The organism is Polynucleobacter sp. JS-Safj-400b-B2 (assembly GCF_018881975.1).
Classification (GTDB): domain Bacteria; phylum Pseudomonadota; class Gammaproteobacteria; order Burkholderiales; family Burkholderiaceae; genus Polynucleobacter.
Window position 1 is genome coordinate 1 of the sequence record NZ_JACVPJ010000016.1, and the last position, 19,633, is coordinate 19,633.

Sequence of the window (19,633 nt, forward strand, 5' to 3'; positions counted from 1 at the left end):
GCAAAATGCATTTCAGAGGAAGGTGCAAAAGCGGTCACGCTGATTCTGAAACAGGTGGTCACGCTCACTCTGAAATGACCGGTCATTTGCCTGAAATGGGTGGTCACGCTGGTCTGAAATACGCAGACTTATCGATAATTTGCAGCAATTCAGGGCTTGCTGGCGCTAATGATTGCGCTGCTGCGACGCCTGAAAACAACATCAGACTAAGAGAAAGAAACTTTTTCATAAAACCCTCTTTGTATTATTTTTTACTTGGAACACCGTTTTAAATGCTTCTATACGCATTTATGCATATTTACGTAGTGTGAGCCCAAGTTAGCCTAAACTTAATACTGAGAAACCCCTATTGTTGATGGTGTTATCCCCTTTAATATCGCTAATAGCTAGTTTTTTAAGCTTTTTATTCATCCAAACACTGGAGTATTTATGAAAAATAGTCGTCGCCAATTTATGATTTTGTCTGCTGCTGGTGCCTGTACTTTGGCATTGAACGGTAAAGTTCAAGCTCAAGCAATGGTTGCAGAAACTGATCCACAAGCTGCTGCATTAGGTTACAAAGCAAATGCAACTACAGTAGATAAAGCTAAGTACGCTAAATACGCCGCTGGTCAAGAGTGCGATAACTGCGCCTTGTTCCAAGGTAAAGTTGGCGCCGCTGCTGGTGGTTGCTCATTGTTTGCTGGTAAGCAAGTTTCTGGTAAAGGCTGGTGTTCTGCTTACGCTAAGAAAGCGTAATTAAGTACTTCAAATAAAAAAGACTGCTTCGGCAGTCTTTTTTATTTGTATTCAGCAATCAAGAGCCTTCTTGTGAAAACTTTTTCAAACGGTTCATACTTGGCACCTGAATACTCAGCCTACTAATATTGGAAATTAGCCCTTGCTCAGCCATAGACGCAAGCGCCCTGCTAATAGTCTCAAACTTCACATCCATCATTAAGCCCATGTCCTCTCTTTTAAAGAGTGGTGCAACTGCCATATCGCCAGAAACTTTAGCAATTCGCAAGAAAAATCTAGCCAAACGAATTTCAATTCTTCCGGTATTAATTTCAGAAAACCAAGATTCTGATTGAGCCAGTGCCTCACCCCATTTCTTCACAATCTGCCTATGCAAGCGTGGCGACTCTTCTCCCAAACTAGAAATAATGGCTTTGGGTATGCGGCATAAATGGATGTTTGATAAAGCAGTGGCTGAATGAGCATAACTCTTACCCAACAAAGCCTCCATTCCGAATAAATCACCCGGCATTACTAATCGGACTATTCTAGTAGAGCCATCGGAATTGATATGTAATAGCTTTATATAGCCTTCACGCAAGGTAAATAAATGCTCAGCAGAATCTCCCTGTGTGTAAATCCCTGTGTTTGCTTCATATCGTAGATCATCGATTGGCGAATGAATCTTGGAAAAATCTTCTTCATTTAATTCGGCAAAGAGTGCGGAGCTCCGGATGGAACAAGCATTACAGTCACTATTACCCTGCCATGCGCTTTTTATTTCAATAGTCTTCATAGGAAAGTCATCACTTCTTAGCAACCAATCCCAATATTGCAGACATGCCAGTGTGGCGCGGGCCCTCAGAAAGCTCTTTCTCGTAACTTACAAGCTCAAGTATTTCAAAGTCTTTGGCAAGATCTCTAATTAACTCTTCTGTGTAGAGATGCTCTATTAATGACGGGCCGCCGGTTTTGTAATCTAGTTGCTTAGGGGTATAGCCCTGCAGAATAAAGAGGCCGCCCGGCTTTATCGCCTTGTACGCTTGCTGGAATATTCTGGCGCGCATTGCTGGATCAGCGAACTGTATGAAGATACCAATCACTGCGTCATAAGTATTTTCAGGCCAAGCATAGCTATCAGTATCAGAAAATGAATACTCGACCTCGACTTGATTATCTTTAGCAAACTGCTTTGCCTTAGCTAGCGCAATATCTGATGCATCAAAACCAACCACTTGCATGCCCTGCCTGGCAAGCCAAACACCATTTCGTCCTTCGCCATCAGCAATGCACAGCACTTTATCTTGCGGCTTTAGGTATTGTATTGTCTTCTCAACCAGATATTCATTGGGCTCTTTGCCAAAAATGAACTCCGCTTTATCAAAACGTTCATTCCAAAATTGCGTAGCATCAGAAAAACCCATGGGCTTATCTTGATGAACTTGATTATTTTTTGAGTCCACCAACAAGATCACTCTTTAAGTCGTTGATGTTTTCAAGGCCAACAGCAATACGCACCAAGCCATCCGAAATACCTGCAGCTTTACGAGCCTCAGGCGTTACACGGCAATGCGTTGTTGTAGCTGGGTGAGTAATAGTCGTGCGGGTATCACCCAAGTTTGCAGTAATCGAGCAAAGCTTAGTTTGGTTGATAAGTTTGAACGCCGCCTTCTTGCCACCCTTCAAGGTGAAAGACACAATCGCCCCACCCTCTTTTTGCTGGCGCATTGCCAACGCATGCTGAGGATGCGATTTCAGGCCAGGATGGTAAACGCGCTCTACTCCAGATTGCTTTTCAAGCCATTGAGCCAAGGCGAGAGCATTCTGACTCTGCTGCTTCATGCGAAGCTCTAAAGTCTCGAGGCCTTTGAGGAATACCCAGGCATTAAACGCTGATAGTGTTGGACCTGCGGTACGCACATATGGGAATACTTTGCCCATGATGAAATCTTTGCTGCCTACAATTGCTCCACCCACTACTCGGCCTTGTCCATCTAAGTACTTAGTGGCCGAATGAATCACAACATCAGCACCAAGCGCCAATGGTTTTTGCAAAGCAGGCGTACAGAAGCAGTTATCCACCGCGAATAAGGCGCCTGCTTTTTTAGCAATCTTTGAAATCGCCCTGATATCAGCAATCTCAGTTAAAGGATTGGAAGGCGTCTCTAGATAAAAAAGTTTAGTGTTTGGCTGGACAGCTGCCTGCCATGACTTGGTATCAGCCAAATCTGCATAAGTGGTTGTGATGCCAAAGCGGCCCAAGATATTAGTGAACAACTGAATCGTTGCACCAAATACCGAGCGCGAACAAACCACGTGATCACCTGCTTGTAAATGCGCCATCGCCATTGTGAGAATGGCAGACATTCCAGACGCAGTTGCAATACAAGCTTCACCGCCCTCTAAAGCAGCCAAGCGATCTTGGAACATGCTTACTGTGGGATTGGTAAAGCGAGAATAAATAAAGCCTTGATCAGCATGCGCAAAACCATCAGCAGCTAACTCTGCACTATCAAAGCAGAAGCTGGAAGTCAGGAACATCGCTTCTGAATGTTCTTGATATTCAGCTGTGCGACGAGTGCCGGCGCGGACCGCCAAGGTCTCAAGCGCTAGCTTAGAAAAATCCGGTTTTTTGCGGGTAGTTTTGCTCTTCATGCTGCTATTTTGACACCGAATTACGAATTTGCCCCGAGTGAGGCAAATTCCTGTCGATTTTTAGTCTTCGGTGGCCAAATGCAAGTGGAGTTGAGAACGAGCAAAGTCGCTTGAATCCTTTTGGCGATCTGCTTTAGCAGCCGAGGTATTTCTGGCAGCCTCTAAGGCATCTAGATATGACTCAGTGATATCACCGGTGACATAGAAGCCATCAAAGCAAGAAGCCTCAAAGTTCTTAATGTCCGGATTAACATCCCTTACTGCCTGCTTCATATCTTCAATGCTTTGATAGATCAGCTGATCGGCACCGATCATCTTATTGATCTCTTCATCAGTGCGACCATAGGCAACCAATTCGCTACGGGTTGGCATATCAATACCGTAGACGTTCGGAAAGCGCACCGGCGGCGCAGCAGAAGCAAATATCACTTTCTTCGCACCAGATTCACGTGCCATCTGGACGATCTCAAAAGAAGTGGTTCCACGCACAATTGAGTCATCCACAATTAATACAGTCTTATCTTTGAATTCAATGCGCATGGCATTGAGTTTTTGACGAACAGACTTTTTACGAACAGCCTGCCCCGGCATGATGAAAGTACGACCGATATAACGGTTCTTAAAGAAGCCTTCACGGTAATCCACGCCCAAGTTCTTTGCTACCTGCATCGCTGCTGGACGGCTGGAGTCTGGAATTGGCATCACGACATCGATCTCAGAGACATCAGTCTCCTTACGGATCTTTTCGGCCAAGTAATCGCCCATACGCATACGAACGTTGTAGACAGTGACGCCATCAATTGTGGAATCTGGTCTTGCCATGTAAACGTATTCAAAAATACAAGGCGTTAATACTGCATTAGGCACACATTGACGAGAATAGAAATTACCATCCAAGTCAATATAGATTGCCTCACCTGGGTTCACATCGCGCACGAATGTAAATCCTAGACCTTCAAGTGCTACTGACTCGGAAGCAATCATCCATTCAGGACCTTGAGGCGTATCAATACGACCAATACAAAGAGGACGGATGCCGTACTGATCACGGAAGGCCAGTAAGCCATAACCCGCAATTAAAGAAACTACTGCATAAGAACCTTTAACGCGATTAGTTACTCCTGTAACGGCATTAAACATCGCGCCCTCATCTAGAGCAGCGCTATTAGTTTCTTTTTGAAGCTCATCAGCCAAAACGTTGAGCAACACTTCAGTATCTGAGCTGGTATTAATGTGACGGCGGTCACGGTAGGCCATCTCCACACGCAGACTTGGTGCGTTGGTCAAGTTACCGTTATGCGCCAAGATAATTCCGTAAGGTGCACTTACATAAAAAGGTTGCGCCTCTTCTTCGCTGCTTGCCGAGCCTGCAGTTGGGTAACGCACTTGGCCAATGCCGGCGCTACCAACTAAGCTTCGCATATTGCGAGTTCTGAAGACGTCTCTGACTAAGCCATTGGCCTTATGCATCGTGAACGAATTACCATTCATCGTTGCAATGCCTGCTGCATCTTGACCACGATGTTGCAGAAGCAACAAAGCATCATAGAGAAGTTGATTTACTGGTGAGTGAGAAACAGTTCCGACGACGCCGCACATATTTCTAGATTCCTATTGTTATTTTAGGAGTAATGGTAGGGGTAACTTTAGGCATTGCATCACCCAATTGTTTTGCCCAATCGCTTGGCAACCAACCTTTAATTAAACCGGTTGCCATATCAATTGCTGGTCTGGTAATGGCATTTTTCCAAGCAATGCTTTGTGGGATTGGCGTAAGTGCAGCCAAAGTTGCCAACACTACAACAATCAAGCCGCCACGAATCATGCCAAATATCAAACCCAAGAAACGGTCAGTCAAACTAAGACCAACCGACAAAATAATTTTTTGCACTACCCCACCAAACAAACCGCAGATGATGAGGGTTAAAACAAACAAAATGATGAAGCTCAAACCTAGGCTAAGTAACTCATCTAAATGGAATGTCGACAACCATTCGGTTGAGAGGTAATTGCTGTAGTGATAAGCAACCCATGCAGCTGCAAACCAAGAGGCCAATGCAAGCAATTCTTTAAACAAGCCGCGCGATATACCAACCAATGCAGACACCAAGAGCACAACTAGGGTGAAGTAATCCACCGATGTTAACTTGAGGGTGGACAAGTATTCCATTACTGCTTACCAGACTCGACGAGTCTTGGAGTAAGACCCATCGCCTTAATTTTCTTTTCGGCCGCTTCTGCGACATCTTTATCGGTAAAGGGTCCTGCGCGCACAAGGAATATCTTGCCACCATCAGCGCCCGTCTTATTCAAGGTATAGCTAGGAATGTTTTGATTTTTGAGTTTTGCGGACAGTGCCTTTACATTCGCCTCAGATGCAAAAGCGCCAATCTGAATAACGTATTTACCTGAACCATTCGAAGTGGCAGGTTTAGTAACGTCATCCGACTTTGGCTTAGGCTCTGGTTTAGAGGCACTTGCAGCAACGACTTCTTCACCAGCCGCCAATCCCAATGTTGCAGATTTATTTGTAGCAGGTGGTGTTGGCTTAACTTCAGGCTTAGGCTCTGCCTTAGTTTCTGGGTTAGGTGCAACTGCAGCTTTAGGAGTTTCTTTAGCAGGCTCAACAGAGGTCTCTGCTTTTGTTTTTTCCTCCGGATTGATTTCAGTCCCTGGAATTGGCAAGCTCGTCACAATGTTGACTGCAATGTCGTTAGGCGACATCTTTGGTTTGCTATCCAAAATACGGGGTAAGCCGACAACAGCTATCAAGACTAAGACAGCTGCGCCGATAAGGCGATGACGCGCTCTTTGTTGCTCAGGATCTTCGGTGAGGGCAAGCTCTTCAGCTTCTGCTGCACGCTGAAAACTTCGTGGGGCCGCTCTTTTTGCGGTGCGGCTGCCCCTTGGACCTAATTCAAGGTCATCAGACTGGGTTTTTCGCTTAAAAAAGCTTGGTAAACGAATCATGGATCAGTGGGCCTGGTTGTTTCGGTAAGTCATTACACCTGCAACAGTAAAGAAGGATCCGAAGATGACGATTCTATCACCCTCACCCGCCAAAGATAGCGCTTTTTGATACGCTAAAGCAGGTTCTGGGAAGCATTCAATACCCCCATCTGCCCCATTTTTAGGCTTTACGCCCATAGTTTCAAGCTTCTCGGCCAAGACCTTGGCGCTGGCAGCCCTGGGAGTCGGTAAATCTGTGCAAAACCAGAAATCCACGATGTTTAAGAGGGGTTTAATCACCCCCTCAATATCCTTGTCAGCCATAGCCCCAAAAATGGCATAGGTATAGGGGTGATAACCCATCTTGTCGAGCCCTTGAGCCAAAGTAGCAGCGGCATGGGGATTGTGGGCAACATCCAGAACAATAGTAGGTTGACCGGGCAAGACCTGGAAACGGCCTGGCAACTCTACTAAAGCAAAGCCATTACGAATATCTTGGGCGCTGACTGGGAGACGCTGGTGCAAAGCCATTAAGGCAGCAATGACTGCAGACGCATTCAGAATCTGATTAGCGCCACGCAACGCTGGGTATCCAAGCCCACTAAAGCGTTTTTTGCGCCCTGCCCAACCCCATTGCTGCTTATCACCCTGGAAGTTGTAATCACGCCCTTGCAGCCAGAGATCACAGCCAAGTTTTTCAGCATGATCAATCAGTGATTTTGGTGGCACAGGATCGCCGCAAACAGCAATATGTCCGGGACGGAAAATGCCTGCCTTTTCTAAACCAATTGCTTCGCGTGTATCGCCCAAGAAATCTGCATGATCAATATCGATACTAGTCACAATGGCGCAGTCTGCATCCACGATGTTGACAGCATCAAGACGTCCGCCCATTCCAACCTCTAATACAACCGCATCTAAATTTGATTTAGAAAATAAATGCATGATAGCTAAGGTGGTGAACTCAAAATACGTCAAGGTGGGCGCATCCACCAAGCTCACACGTGCTTTTTCTACGGCAGCAAAATGTTCAAGCAAGATGGCGTCATTCACATCCTGACCATTGACACGAGCGCGCTCATTAAATGTAAGTAGATGTGGAGAGGTATGGCAACCGACGCGATAGCCCGATGCTAAAAGAATGCTTTCCAGAAAAGCGCAGGTAGATCCTTTACCGTTTGTACCTGCAACAGTTATCACTGGGCAGTCAAAATGTAAATCTAGCGCGGCCTTAACTCGATTAATGCGCTCAAGCCCCATATCGATACCGACAGGATGAGCAGTTTCGAGGTGGCTAAGCCAAGCCTCTAGGCTGGAAAACAATAAGGGGGCTTGGTGTGCTGAGCTCAAGCGCTTAAACGACTGCGCTACCCGCTATTGCAGGCTCAGGAAGCTTTTGTAATAAAGCAAGAAGGTGGGCAATTTCACCGCGAATCTGACGACGATCCACAATCATGTCAATTCCGCCTTTTTGCATCAGGAACTCAGATCTCTGGAATCCTTCTGGTAATTTCTCACGCACAGTTTGCTCAATCACGCGGGGACCCGCAAAACCAATTAAGGCTTTTGGCTCGGCCATCACTACATCACCCATAAATGCGAAGCTAGCAGAAATGCCGCCCATTGTTGGATCGGTGAGAACGCTAATGTATGGCAATCCTTTTTTAGCCAACAGAGTCAACATCGAGTTGGTCTTAGCCATCTGAAAAAGAGATAGCAAACTTTCTTGCATACGTGCACCGCCTGTAGCTGTGACGCAAATGAAAGCGCACTTCTTATTGATTGCTTCCTGAACACCGCGGGCAAAACGCTCACCCACTACAGAGCCCATAGAACCGCCCATGTATTGGAATTCAAAACAAGCAGCTACTACAGGAATGGCTTCAATTTTGCCGCCCATCACAATCAAGGCTTCGGACTCACCAGAAGCGTCATTTGCCTCTTTAATACGATCTGGATATTTTTTTGAATCTTTAAATTTGAGAGGATCGGTTGGATAGATGTCGGCACCAATTTCATAGCGCCCTTTTTCGTCCAACAAACTATCTAAGCGCAAACGCGCTCCAATACGCATGTGATGACTGCATTTTGGACATACTGATAAATTTGCTTCAATGTCAGTGCTATAGAGAACAGTCTCGCAACTTGGGCACTTGACCCACAATCCCTCAGGTACTGACTTGCGATTTGCAGGATCAGTGTGTTGAATTTGGGGTGGGAGTAATTTATCTATCCAGCTCATTAGTTTTTAACTATCCAATGCGTCGCGAATCTCACGAATGAAGGTTTCCAATGATTGTACTGCCTGCTCAGCAGGCGCATCCTCTAAAAGACGAATAATTCGGCTGCCAATCACCACGGCATCAGCACTTACGGATACCGCCTTGGCGCTAGCCGCATCACTAATGCCGAAGCCAACAGCGATCGGAATATCGGTCTCTTCACGAATTTTCGGGATGATGCTGGCTACATCCTGAGTATTAAGGTTAGAAGCACCGGTAACACCTCGCATAGAGACGTAATAGATATAACCAGATGCTATTTTGGCTGCCTCTTTAATGCGCTCGTGTGATGAAGTGGGCGCCAATAAGAAAATAGGATCAATTCCAGCAACACGCATGCTTGCAGCAAAATCTACACACTCTTCTGGTGGGTAATCCACTATGAGAACACCATCCACACCTGCAGCTTTTGCTTCAGTTGCAAAACGCTCTGCTCCCATTTGCTCAACGGGGTTTGCATATCCCATCAATACCACTGGTGTATCAGCATCTTTCTTGCGAAACTCTTTTACCATCTCTAAGCAACTGCGCAGAGTGACACCTTGAGTCAACGCGCGCTCCGATGATCTTTGAATCACAGGACCATCAGCCATCGGATCTGAAAACGGCACACCTAACTCGATCACACTTGAACCACCACGCACTAATGCATGCATCAATTCAACGGTTTGCTTAGGATCTGGATCACCAGCAGTAATAAAAGGAATCAATCCTTTTTTGCCTGTTGCTTTTAGCTCCTTAAAGAGCGCAGTAATTTTCGACATATCTGATTCTTAACCTTCTGATCCTGTTGCCTGTGCAACGGTATGCATATCCTTGTCACCACGGCCCGAGAGGTTTACCAAGATCGTCTTGTCTTTTGGCAAAGTCTTGGCCAGCTTGCAGGCATAGGCAATAGCATGAGAGGACTCCAAGGCTGGAATGATGCCTTCAATCTGGCAGCAATCATGGAATGCTTGGAGCGCTTCTTCATCCGTAATCGCCACATAATCTGCGCGACCAGAATCTTTCAGCCAAGCATGCTCAGGCCCAACTCCTGGGTAGTCCATGCCCGCAGAAACTGAATGTGTCTCAGAAATTTGGCCATTCTTGTCTTGTAATAAATAAGTACGGTTGCCATGCAACACACCAGGCGTGCCAACGCACAAGGCCGCTGAATGCAAGCCACTTCCTAGGCCATGACCTGCAGCTTCAACTCCAACGAGTTTCACTTCCGGAAAATCAATATACGGATAGAAAATACCCATTGCATTTGAACCACCGCCCACACAAGCCAATACATAGTCTGGTTGACGACCAGTCAGCTCTGGCATCTGTACTTTGCACTCTTCACCAATCACACTTTGGAAATCCCTTACCATCATTGGATAAGGATGAGGACCAGCAACAGTCCCGATGATGTAGAAAGTGTTATCTACGTTAGTAACCCAATCACGCATCGCTTCATTAAGCGCATCCTTCAAAGTCTTGGTGCCAGATTCCACTGGAAATACTTTGGCGCCTAGCAGCTTCATACGAAACACGTTTTGCGCTTGACGAGCTACGTCAACAGAACCTTGATATACCGTGCAATCCAAGCCAAAACGGGCACAGATGGTTGCTGTAGCAACTCCATGCTGACCAGCACCCGTTTCAGCAATGATGCGTGGCTTGCCCATGCGTTTGGCCAACATTGCTTGACCAATGACGTTGTTAATTTTGTGTGCGCCAGTGTGATTTAAATCTTCACGCTTGAGGTAAATCTGCGCACCACCTAGCATTTCGCTCCAACGCTTAGCGTGATACACCGGCGAAGGTCTGCCTACAAAGTGTTTTAGCTCGTAATGAAACTCTTCAATAAATTCTGGATCGAATTGATATTTTGCATATGCTTCTTTGAGCTCATCTAACGCAAACATCAATGTCTCAGAAACAAACACGCCACCGTATGGACCGAAGTGTCCTCGTGCATCTGGCTTGTCGTACATAGCTACCTCTTTTGATTTATCTACAGCAAATTATTGGGATGATGCTTTGGCATCTGCTGCGCGCACTGCTTTTACAAACTCAGTCATGAGCGCAGGGTCTTTAACACCCCTGCTTCTTTCTACGCCACTACTGACATCAACTGCGCAAGGATGCAGACGTGCGATCGCCTCGCCCACGTTGTGCGTGTTCAATCCACCACTCAAAACGACCCGAGGCGCGTTTTCGCTTACCCATGTCTGTGGAATCCCTTGCCAATCAAAAGGAACGCCCCCGCCACCATATCCCTCAACGAGGGCATCCAGCAGAAAAGCGTTTGCATCCCCATATTGTAGGGAAAAATCATCAAAAGCGAAGCCAGCGCCTACACGAGCGGCTTTCATCCAAGGCTCCCCTGCGGCAAGCTCTGCGCAGCGCTCCGGGGTTTCATCCCCGTGAAATTGCCACAAGGTGATTGAAGCAGCAGCTCGAATAGCGGCAAATTCCGCATCTGTAGCGTTTACGACCAGTCCAACGGCATCTACCCCTGCTGGCAGCCTAGAAATAAGCTGAGCAGCCATATTGGGGCTTACAGCGCGCACGCTTGGCGGGTAAAAGACAAAGCCAACAGCATCCACCCCTGCAGAAACAGCAGAATCCACATCCGCCGCGGTCTTTAAACCGCAGATTTTGACCCTGGTTCGACCAGAAGAGTATGTCAATAAGCCCATAAATGAATGATAAGGCCTGGGGCCTATTATTTCTTTTGCTCTTTCTGCTGTTCTTGTTTTTCTTCTAGGTTTTCTTCTTGCTTTTGTTTCCCGATGACCTGGGCTGGCAGCCAGGAGTTTTCCAGCCAAGGTTGGGGGATGGCAAATTCGTCTGGGTAGGTAATTTTGGCTAAATACAGGCCATCGGCCATAAAAGTAGGAGCGGCGATTTGCCTATTCTTAGCAGCCAAGACTTCGGCCATCCACTCCGGCTTTTGTCTGCCCTGACCAATTTGCAAAAAACAGCCGACCACATTGCGGATCATGTGATGCAAAAAAGCATTTCCCCGAATCCGAAAATACAGCCATGGTTGCTCAGAAATGATCTCAATGGAGTAAATCGTTTTTACGGGAGTTTTGCTCTGGCACTCAGATGATCTGAATGAGCTGAAATCATGCTCACCGATTAAACACTCAGCTGATTTTTTCATAGCCTCTACTTCAAGCCATTGATTTGGCGGCACCAGCAAGTAACCTGCGCGTGAGTGCGACATCGGCGAACGACAAGGCCCCGCTTGTAAGGCGTAAATATATTCACGCTCATAAGCAGAAAAGCGCGCACTGAACTGATCGGAAACAGGCTTTGCCCAGTTAATAACAATCGATGGCGGCAAGAATGAGTTCACCCCCCTTACCCATGAAAAGTCTTCACGCTCAACATTGGTATCAAAGTGCACAACCTGCCCTAAGGCATGAACACCAGTGTCAGTTCTTCCTGCGGTAATTGTATGAATGGGATGGTCCGCACAAGCCTGCTCACCAACAAAGGCCGTAATCGCCCTTTCCAATTCATCTTGTACTGTGTTGTGATTTACTTGGGTTTGCCAGCCGGAATAGGGACTGCCGTCGTACTGAAGACCAAGGGCTATACGCATGATCTAGGTATTGCGATGCGAGATCTCTGCCAACAAGCCCTGCGCTTCAATGGTGATTGATGGATCGACAGAATTACTGATACGTAGCACTTCATCCAAAGACTTTTTAGCTGCAGAGAAATCTTCAATCGTGATGTAAGCACGCGCTAGATTCAACTTCACTCGCAAGGTATCTGCAAGTGGATTTGACACTGGAGCAGTTATTGTTTCGAGAACCTCTTTTGCGGGCTTTGAAAGATCAAGATCTATGCCATCAAACAATGCCTTTGTACGAGCCGGCATTTCAAAATGAGAGCTGGCTGCAGGCTTCTCATTTTTAGCAACATGATGTGTATCGGCATGAAAGCTTGGCGCTTCAGAGCGACGCGAATTACGGGCTAAGCCCCAGAGCAATAAGCCAGTCAGAGCAATTAAGGTAAGAGCAAGGATCGCTGGCCCAAAGCCACCTAGACCAAAATTATTGTCTACCGCTTTTTTCTCTTTAGATTTATCTAGCAGCTTTTGCAGATCAGCAATATTCTTTTCCAGCTCAGCAACGCGAGCTTTAGTCTGCTCTAACATCTTCTCTTGAGCAACCAACTCCTCAGTGTAGCGACTCTCTTGATCGCTGCCATCAGCGCTTGAACCAATCTTGAGTCGATCCTTGGGAGCAACCTCCCCTGTTTTAGCATTACCTGATTTTCCATTAGCAGTGCCTACTTCTTTTTCGCCATGTTCTACTCGCCACTGTTCGTTAGCATCTGCAACGAACTGATTTGCCTCTGCCGGACTAATAGAGCGCAGCAGCGCCTGACTGGGTTTGGACAACTCAGCTCCGGAGGCCAAGCGATTGATGCTACCGCTAGCAAAGGCATCGGGGTTGGCCTTATACAAGGCCATCATGGTTTGATCTAAGGTGGCACCATCCAATTGAGGCGCCATGATGGCGGCTATTTCAGATAAGGACTGCCCCGGCTTTACAGTGATCTTCTGCACATCCCCGAGCAACAATGTGAATGTCTTGGTAAGGCTACCGCTAGACCAATTGAGATTAACTAATACATCCAAGAATGGATCATCGGTCATCGGCACAGAATTAACCGTCTCTACCAAAACCATCAGTTGTTCTTGACGATTGCGATACACCATTGCCTGCGGATTGAGCTCAAGAATCTTTTGTGAAATGCCCAAGCGGTCATAAGATGCCTTATTAGGCATTGTCACATTCAGGGTTGATAAAGCACCCCGCTCATCTGCCCGAACTCGAATTGGGATCTCTACGCGTAGAGGCTCTCCGGGACGGGACTGCAGCTGAGGAGCGCCTAAAGTAATCGCTCCAGCGATAGTTGACCAGCCAAGCAAAACAACGCTCAGGAGCTTTAATAAGCTTAGCTGGCTAATGCGAGACATAAAAGTTGAATTACTTCTCAAGCAAAATACGCAACATGCGGCGCAATGGCTCAGCAGCGCCCCATAACAACTGGTCGCCAACTGTAAATGCGCCCAAGTACTCAGGACCCATCGCCATCTTATGCAAGCGGCCAATTGGCACGGTCAATGTGCCGCTTACCGCAGCGGGAGATAAGTCACGCTCAGTAGTTTCACGATCATTGGGAACTACTTTTACCCACTGATTATCTGCGGCCAAAATCGCCTCGATCTCTTTTAGTGGAATATCTTTTTTCAACTTGACAGTTAAGCCTTGTGAATGGCAGCGCATCGCACCAACTCGCACGCACAAACCATCTACCGGAATGCTGCCAGGAGTACGAAATGCCGGACGACCCAGAATCTTATTGAACTCAGCTCCGCCCTTCCACTCTTCTTTAGTTTGACCATTCTCAACCGGCACATCAATCCAAGGAATCAAGCTGCCTGCTAGCGCTGTATTGCGGAAATTCTTTTTCGGAAAGTCAGAAGAGCGCAATGTCTCAGTCACTTTGCGATCAATATCCAAAATCCATGATGAAGGATCGGCTAACTCAGTTGCTACGCTGTCACGCAATGCACCCATTTGTAGGAGCAACTCGCGCATATTCTGAGCACCAGCACCTGAAGCCGCCTGATAAGTCATCGCGCTGATCCACTCAACCATGTCAGCCTTTACCAGGCCACCCATAGCCATCATCATCAAGCTTACAGTGCAATTACTACCAATCCAGTTCTTGCCACCTGCAGCCAAAGCCTTGTCAATCACAGGGCGATTGACTGGATCAAGAATCAATACGGCGTCATCTTTCATGCGCAATGCACTAGCCGCATCAATCCAATGACCATTCCACCCCGCTGCACGCAGCTTAAGGAAAATGTCATTCGTGTAATCGCCACCTTGGCAAGTAAGAATAATGTCGCAGCGTGAGAGCGCATTAATATCATTGGCATCCTGCAAAGTGCTTTCACTCTTGGTTACCTTTTGACCATTCAGGAGCGGCACTTCTCCACCCGCTTGACTGGTGCTAAAGAATATCGACTCGATAAAGTCGAAGTCTTTTTCTGCCAACATTCTCTCCATGAGAACGCTGCCAACCATACCTCGCCAGCCAACTAAACCAACCAAAGGTGTCTTTGAATTTGCCATGATCTTTAACTATCTAGTAAATGTGATTATTTTGTTTCTGCTTACTTCTCTTTGCTTCTGTTTAATTTCTTTGATTCTTTTAAATTTGTTACCCAAGTGCTGCAACTACTGCATCGCCCATTTCAACCGTTGATACTTTTTTCGTGCCTTCGGTATAAATGTCAGCAGTACGTAATCCTTGCGCAAGCACCTTCTGCACTGCCTTTTCAATTCTGTCAGCCTCTGCGGGCATGCCCAAGGAATAACGCAGCATCATTGCAGCAGACAAAATCGTTGCCAATGGGTTAGCAATTCCCTTGCCAGCAATATCAGGTGCAGAACCATGACTTGGCTCATACAAACCCTTGTTATTCTTATCCAGGGATGCGGATGGCAACATACCAATGGAACCAGTCAACATAGCAGCCTCATCAGACAAGATGTCGCCAAAGAGATTGCCAGTTACCACAACATCAAAAGCCTTTGGTGCTTTAACCAATTGCATTGCTGCGTTATCCACATACATATGAGTTAACTCAACATCTGGATATTCTTTTGATACGCGAATCATCACCTCACGCCAGAGCTGTGAAGTCTCTAAAACGTTTGCCTTATCAACGCTACAGACTTTTTTGCCGCGCTTACGTGCAGCCTCAAAAGCAACGCGACCAATGCGCTCTACTTCAGGCTCACTGTAATGCATAGTGTCAAAACCTTCACGTGCACCTTTGAACAGCGGCAACTCAGAAGTACGAATTCCGCGTGGCTGGCCAAAATAAATATCACCATTGAGCTCACGCACAATCAAAATATCCAAGCCACCAATAATTTCTGGCTTAAGGCTAGATGCAGCAGTGAGTTCTGGATAGCAAATGGCAGGTCTAAAGTTGGCAAACAACTCGAGGTGTTTACGTAAACCCAAGATCGCTTGCTCAGGACGCAGTTCACGTGCGAGCGTGTCATATTTCCAGTCACCTACTGCACCAAACAAAATAGCATCGGCTTTTTTAGCGAGCTCTAAAGTAGCTGGTGGCAAAGGATGTCCAGCGACGTCATAAGCTGCTCCGCCTACGGGAGCTTCTTCTAAATCAAAATTTGGGCCAAGCGCTTGGAGCACTCGAACGGCTTGAGCAACGATTTCCGGGCCGATACCATCGCCCGGTAGAACTGCAATTTTCATGAAAGGCCTTTAAATCAACGAAATTACGGCAATTGTGTAGCAAGCCAAGGCATTTTGAGAATGCGCTCAGCTTCATAAGCCTTGATTTTATCTGCATGTTGCAGAGTTAAGCCAATATCGTCTAGGCCGTTGAGCAGGCAATACTTTCTAAATGGGGCCACTTCGAAGCTAGAAGCAGTGCCATCAGGGGCAATAACCTGCTGTGCTGCTAGATCGATGGTTAATTGATAACCATTAAAAGCTTGAGTTTCATTAAAAAGATGGTCAACCTGCATTTCAGTCAAAACAATCGGCAAAACGCCGTTTTTGAAGCAGTTGTTGTAGAAGATGTCTGCAAAACTAGGTGCAATTACTGCTCTGAAACCAAATTGGTCCAAGGCCCAAGGGGCATGCTCACGAGAACTGCCACAGCCAAAGTTTTTGCGTGCCAACAAAATCCCTGCGCCTTTATAGCGTGATTGATTGAGAACAAAGTCTGGATTAATAGGACGCGTGCTGCAGTCCTGTCCAGGTTCACCATGATCTAAATAGCGCCACTCATCAAAGAGATTCTGACCAAAACCGGTCTTCTTGATGGATTTCAGAAACTGCTTCGGAATAATGGCATCGGTATCTACGTTCTCGCGATTAAGCGGAGCAACTAAACCTTTGTATACCGTAAATTTTTCCATGATTCGACTTTTACTCTATTGACTCTTATTGTTTACTTCACAGGGGTAACGACTACATCCTTACCCTTGGTTTGGGATTGATTATTTTGTTGTGTGTTGCTGGAACCGCCCATTGACGTTCCCATGTTCTGCAAGTCCTTACCAATACCTTCCATGGTGCTGCTACAAGCAGAAACAATCATTCCGATGGCGCCAACAATTGCTAGCCTGGAAATTAAAGAGAGTGAAGAAAATTTCATGAATTTGTTTCCTTATGAAATCTTACGAACATCAACAAAGTGGCCTTCAATTGCAGCGGCAGCTGCCATAGCAGGACTAACTAAATGGGTACGACCACCATTGCCTTGACGACCTTCGAAATTACGATTAGAGGTTGAGGCGCAGCGTTCACCAGGCTCAAGACGATCAGCATTCATGGCTAAACACATAGAACAACCAGGCTCACGCCATTCAAAACCAGCGGCCTTGAAAATGCGATCTAAACCTTCACGTTCTGCTTGGGCTTTTACCAAACCAGAGCCAGGTACCACTAAAGCTAACTTCACATTAGCGGCAACTTTCTTACCTAAACGATCAACCACCTTAGCAGCAGCACGCATATCTTCAATGCGGCTATTGGTACAAGAGCCGATAAATACTTTATCAATTGCAATACTGCTCAACGGTGTATTTGGAACGAGATTCATGTACTCCAACGCACGCTCCATTGCTGAGCGCTTATTTGGATCACGTTCTTTTTCTGGATCAGGAACACGCTCGCTAATAGCAAGCACCATTTCAGGCGAAGTGCCCCAGGTCACTTGCGGAGCAATTTCTTCTGCACGCAACTCCACTACGGCATCGAACTTAGCATCAGCATCTGAATGTAAGGTTCTCCAATATTGCAAAGCTTGCAACATCGCGGGACCCTTAGGTGCATATGGACGACCTTGAATATATTCAATCGTAGTTTCATCTACAGCAACCAAACCAGCGCGTGCGCCAGCCTCAATCGCCATATTGCAAACTGTCATGCGACCTTCCATTGACAGATTGCGAATCGCTTCACCAGCAAACTCAATGGTGTAACCAGTGCCACCTGCCGTGCCAATCTTGCCAATGACAGCAAGTACGATATCTTTAGCTGTGGAGCCGGGTTGCAAACGACCATCTACACGCACCAACATGTTCTTGCTCTTTTTCATAAGCAATGTTTGGGTTGCCAATACGTGCTCAACCTCAGATGTGCCGATACCAAATGCCAAAGCACCAAAGGCGCCATGTGTACTAGTATGGGAATCACCGCAAACCACTGTCATACCTGGCAAGGTTGCGCCCTGCTCTGGTCCGATAATATGAACAATCCCTTGGCGAGTATCGTTCATTTTGTATTGGGTAATACCAAAGGCATCGCAGTTTTGATCTAAGGTATCGACTTGCAACTTAGAAATTGGATCAGCAATACCTTCAGAACGATCAGTTGTTGGCACGTTGTGATCAGAAACCGCTAAATTGGCGGATATGCGCCAAACTGGACGGCCAGCCAAATTCAACCCTTCAAATGCTTGAGGACTAGTTACCTCATGTAGCAACTGACGATCAATATAAATCGTGGCTGTGCCATCTTCTTCAGAGTAAACAACGTGGTCATCCCACAATTTGTCATAAAGCGTACGAGACATGAGAGACCTTAATTACCTTATTTACGAACTGAGATGTTCGGAACCTTGCGAGTTGTTTCACCAACGTACAACTGACGTGGGCGACCAATCTTGTACTCAGGGTCGGTAATCATTTCTTCCCACTGAGCAATCCAACCTACTGTTCTTGCTAATGCAAAAATACAGGTGAACATTTCTGTTGGAATGCCAAGAGCGCGCTGAACAATTCCAGAGTAGAAGTCTACGTTTGGATAGAGCTTACGACTGACAAAGTATTCGTCTTCCAAAGCGATCTTTTCAAGAGTCATTGCAAGCTTGAACAATGGGTCATCCTGGAGGCCAAGTTCATTCAATACTTCGTAGCAAGTTTCACGCATCAACTTTGCACGTGGGTCAAAGTTTTTGTAAACACGGTGACCAAAGCCCATCAAGCGAACGCTTGAGTTTTTGTCTTTTACTTGCGCGATGAATTCATGAATCTTATCTACGCCGCCGTTAGCCTGGATCTCATTCAACATCTGCAAGCAGGCTTCGTTTGCACCACCGTGAGCTGGGCCCCAAAGGCAAGCAATACCAGCCGAGATAGCAGCAAATGGATTGGTGCCTGATGAGCCGCACAGGCGCACTGTAGAAGTAGAAGCATTTTGCTCATGGTCTGCATGCAATGTGAAGATGCGATCCAAAGCACGAACCAATACTGGGTTTACTTTGTACTCTTCACATGGAGTTGCAAACATCATGCGCATAAAGTTAGCGGTATATGACAAAGAGTTATCAGGATAGATAAATGGTTGACCTACTGAATATTTATATGCCATCGCAACCAAAGTTGGCATCTTCGCAATTAAACGAATTTGTGCAATTTCGCGGGCTTTAGGCTGGCTGTAATCAATTGAATCATGGTAGAAGGCAGCCATTGCGCCGACCAAACCAGTCAATACCGACATAGGATGCGCATCACGGCGGAAGCCACGCAAGAAGAATTGCATTTGCTCGTGAACCATGGTGTGGTGCATGACCATTTCTTCAAAGTCTTTTTTCTCAGTGGCATTTGGTAATTCGCCATGAATCAGGAGATAGCAAACTTCCAAGAAGTCACAGTTATTTGCTAAATCTTCAATTGGGTAGCCGCGATAGAGTAATTCACCCTTATCGCCATCGATGTAAGTAATTTTGCTATTGCATGAAGCTGTAGATAAGAAGCCTGAATCGTAAGTGAACTTACCAGTCTGACCATAAAGCTTGCGAATATCGATTACGTCAGGACCAACTGTCCCTTTGTAAATTGGCAGATCAATATCTGGTGTGCCATCCGAAAACGAGAGTTTTGCCTTGATGTCCGATTCAATCATTTCTAATCCTTAGTCATTCAAAATTATGATTAATACACTATTCGCTCATACTTCTTTACAGC

21 protein-coding genes are annotated in these 19,633 nt (G+C 46.3%); 1 reads left to right on the forward strand and 20 read right to left on the reverse strand.

The genetic code is table 11. The features are described from left to right. Positions 1 to 103 precede the first annotated feature (103 nt). Entirely contained in the window at positions 104 to 229 is a 126-nt protein-coding gene (locus tag ICN48_RS13965) for a hypothetical protein (RefSeq protein WP_255539565.1), read from the reverse strand. Positions 230 to 429: 200 nt separating this feature from the next. Here ICN48_RS13965 and ICN48_RS12135 point away from each other — a divergent pair, with 200 nt between their 5' ends. Then, positions 430 to 738, forward strand: a complete 309-nt coding sequence (locus tag ICN48_RS12135; RefSeq protein ID WP_216153947.1) for a high-potential iron-sulfur protein — start codon at positions 430 to 432, stop codon at positions 736 to 738. Between the two features lie 58 nt (positions 739 to 796). Here ICN48_RS12135 and ICN48_RS12140 read toward each other — a convergent pair whose 3' ends face one another. The 19 genes from ICN48_RS12140 to gltA all read right to left on the reverse strand — a co-directional run bounded on the left by ICN48_RS12140 (position 797) and on the right by gltA (position 19,571). Then, positions 797 to 1,513 carry a Crp/Fnr family transcriptional regulator gene (locus tag ICN48_RS12140; RefSeq protein WP_215363309.1) on the reverse strand — a complete coding sequence of 239 codons (717 nt, stop codon included), beginning with the start codon at positions 1,511 to 1,513 and terminating at the stop codon, positions 797 to 799. A 10-nt stretch (positions 1,514 to 1,523) separates the two neighbouring features. Further along, a complete protein-coding gene (locus ICN48_RS12145) occupies positions 1,524 to 2,180 on the reverse strand; it encodes a class I SAM-dependent methyltransferase (protein WP_370624225.1) in 657 nt (218 codons plus the stop codon). After that, complete coding sequence (locus ICN48_RS12150) at positions 2,164 to 3,372, reverse strand: O-succinylhomoserine sulfhydrylase (RefSeq protein ID WP_216153948.1); 1,209 nt, start codon at positions 3,370 to 3,372, stop codon at positions 2,164 to 2,166. Before ICN48_RS12150 ends, ICN48_RS12145 begins: the two co-directional genes overlap by 17 nt. 60 nt (positions 3,373 to 3,432) lie before the next feature. After that, positions 3,433 to 4,971, reverse strand: a complete 1,539-nt coding sequence (gene purF / locus ICN48_RS12155; protein ID WP_216153949.1) for an amidophosphoribosyltransferase — start codon at positions 4,969 to 4,971, stop codon at positions 3,433 to 3,435. Positions 4,972 to 4,975: 4 nt separating this feature from the next. Then, positions 4,976 to 5,542: a CvpA family protein gene (locus ICN48_RS12160; RefSeq protein ID WP_216153950.1), complete on the reverse strand. Its 567-nt coding sequence runs from the start codon at positions 5,540 to 5,542 to the stop codon at positions 4,976 to 4,978. Continuing rightward, entirely contained in the window at positions 5,542 to 6,342 is an 801-nt protein-coding gene (locus ICN48_RS12165) for an SPOR domain-containing protein (protein ID WP_216153951.1), read from the reverse strand. The genes ICN48_RS12160 and ICN48_RS12165 overlap by 1 nt, the downstream gene beginning before the upstream one ends. Before the next feature lie 3 nt (positions 6,343 to 6,345). Then, a complete protein-coding gene (gene folC, locus ICN48_RS12170; protein WP_216153952.1) occupies positions 6,346 to 7,671 on the reverse strand; it encodes a bifunctional tetrahydrofolate synthase/dihydrofolate synthase in 1,326 nt (441 codons plus the stop codon). A 4-nt stretch (positions 7,672 to 7,675) separates the two neighbouring features. Beyond that, positions 7,676 to 8,563, reverse strand: coding sequence for an acetyl-CoA carboxylase, carboxyltransferase subunit beta (gene accD, locus ICN48_RS12175; protein WP_216153953.1), 888 nt, complete (start codon positions 8,561 to 8,563; stop codon positions 7,676 to 7,678). A 6-nt stretch (positions 8,564 to 8,569) separates the two neighbouring features. Continuing rightward, positions 8,570 to 9,367 carry a tryptophan synthase subunit alpha gene (trpA, locus tag ICN48_RS12180; RefSeq protein ID WP_216153954.1) on the reverse strand — a complete coding sequence of 266 codons (798 nt, stop codon included), beginning with the start codon at positions 9,365 to 9,367 and terminating at the stop codon, positions 8,570 to 8,572. Between the two features lie 9 nt (positions 9,368 to 9,376). After that, entirely contained in the window at positions 9,377 to 10,570 is a 1,194-nt protein-coding gene (trpB, locus tag ICN48_RS12185; RefSeq protein ID WP_216153955.1) for a tryptophan synthase subunit beta, read from the reverse strand. Between the two features lie 30 nt (positions 10,571 to 10,600). After that, complete coding sequence (locus ICN48_RS12190) at positions 10,601 to 11,278, reverse strand: phosphoribosylanthranilate isomerase (protein WP_216153956.1); 678 nt, start codon at positions 11,276 to 11,278, stop codon at positions 10,601 to 10,603. A 26-nt stretch (positions 11,279 to 11,304) separates the two neighbouring features. Continuing rightward, on the reverse strand, positions 11,305 to 12,192 hold the full coding sequence (gene truA / locus ICN48_RS12195) for a tRNA pseudouridine(38-40) synthase TruA (RefSeq protein WP_216153957.1): 888 nt from the start codon (positions 12,190 to 12,192) through the stop codon (positions 11,305 to 11,307). A gap of 3 nt (positions 12,193 to 12,195) precedes the next feature. Next, positions 12,196 to 13,581: a FimV/HubP family polar landmark protein gene (locus ICN48_RS12200; protein ID WP_216153958.1), complete on the reverse strand. Its 1,386-nt coding sequence runs from the start codon at positions 13,579 to 13,581 to the stop codon at positions 12,196 to 12,198. A 10-nt stretch (positions 13,582 to 13,591) separates the two neighbouring features. Next, positions 13,592 to 14,749 carry an aspartate-semialdehyde dehydrogenase gene (gene asd, locus ICN48_RS12205; RefSeq protein ID WP_216153959.1) on the reverse strand — a complete coding sequence of 386 codons (1,158 nt, stop codon included), beginning with the start codon at positions 14,747 to 14,749 and terminating at the stop codon, positions 13,592 to 13,594. A gap of 88 nt (positions 14,750 to 14,837) precedes the next feature. Next, positions 14,838 to 15,908 carry a 3-isopropylmalate dehydrogenase gene (leuB, locus tag ICN48_RS12210; protein WP_216153960.1) on the reverse strand — a complete coding sequence of 357 codons (1,071 nt, stop codon included), beginning with the start codon at positions 15,906 to 15,908 and terminating at the stop codon, positions 14,838 to 14,840. Positions 15,909 to 15,931: 23 nt separating this feature from the next. Continuing rightward, positions 15,932 to 16,579 carry a 3-isopropylmalate dehydratase small subunit gene (gene leuD, locus ICN48_RS12215; RefSeq protein WP_216153961.1) on the reverse strand — a complete coding sequence of 216 codons (648 nt, stop codon included), beginning with the start codon at positions 16,577 to 16,579 and terminating at the stop codon, positions 15,932 to 15,934. A 32-nt stretch (positions 16,580 to 16,611) separates the two neighbouring features. After that, positions 16,612 to 16,818, reverse strand: a complete 207-nt coding sequence (locus ICN48_RS12220; RefSeq protein ID WP_216153962.1) for a hypothetical protein — start codon at positions 16,816 to 16,818, stop codon at positions 16,612 to 16,614. Positions 16,819 to 16,830: 12 nt separating this feature from the next. Then, complete coding sequence (gene leuC, locus ICN48_RS12225; protein ID WP_216153963.1) at positions 16,831 to 18,240, reverse strand: 3-isopropylmalate dehydratase large subunit; 1,410 nt, start codon at positions 18,238 to 18,240, stop codon at positions 16,831 to 16,833. Between the two features lie 17 nt (positions 18,241 to 18,257). After that, positions 18,258 to 19,571: a citrate synthase gene (gene gltA, locus ICN48_RS12230; protein ID WP_216153964.1), complete on the reverse strand. Its 1,314-nt coding sequence runs from the start codon at positions 19,569 to 19,571 to the stop codon at positions 18,258 to 18,260. Between the last annotated feature and the right edge of the window lie 62 nt (positions 19,572 to 19,633).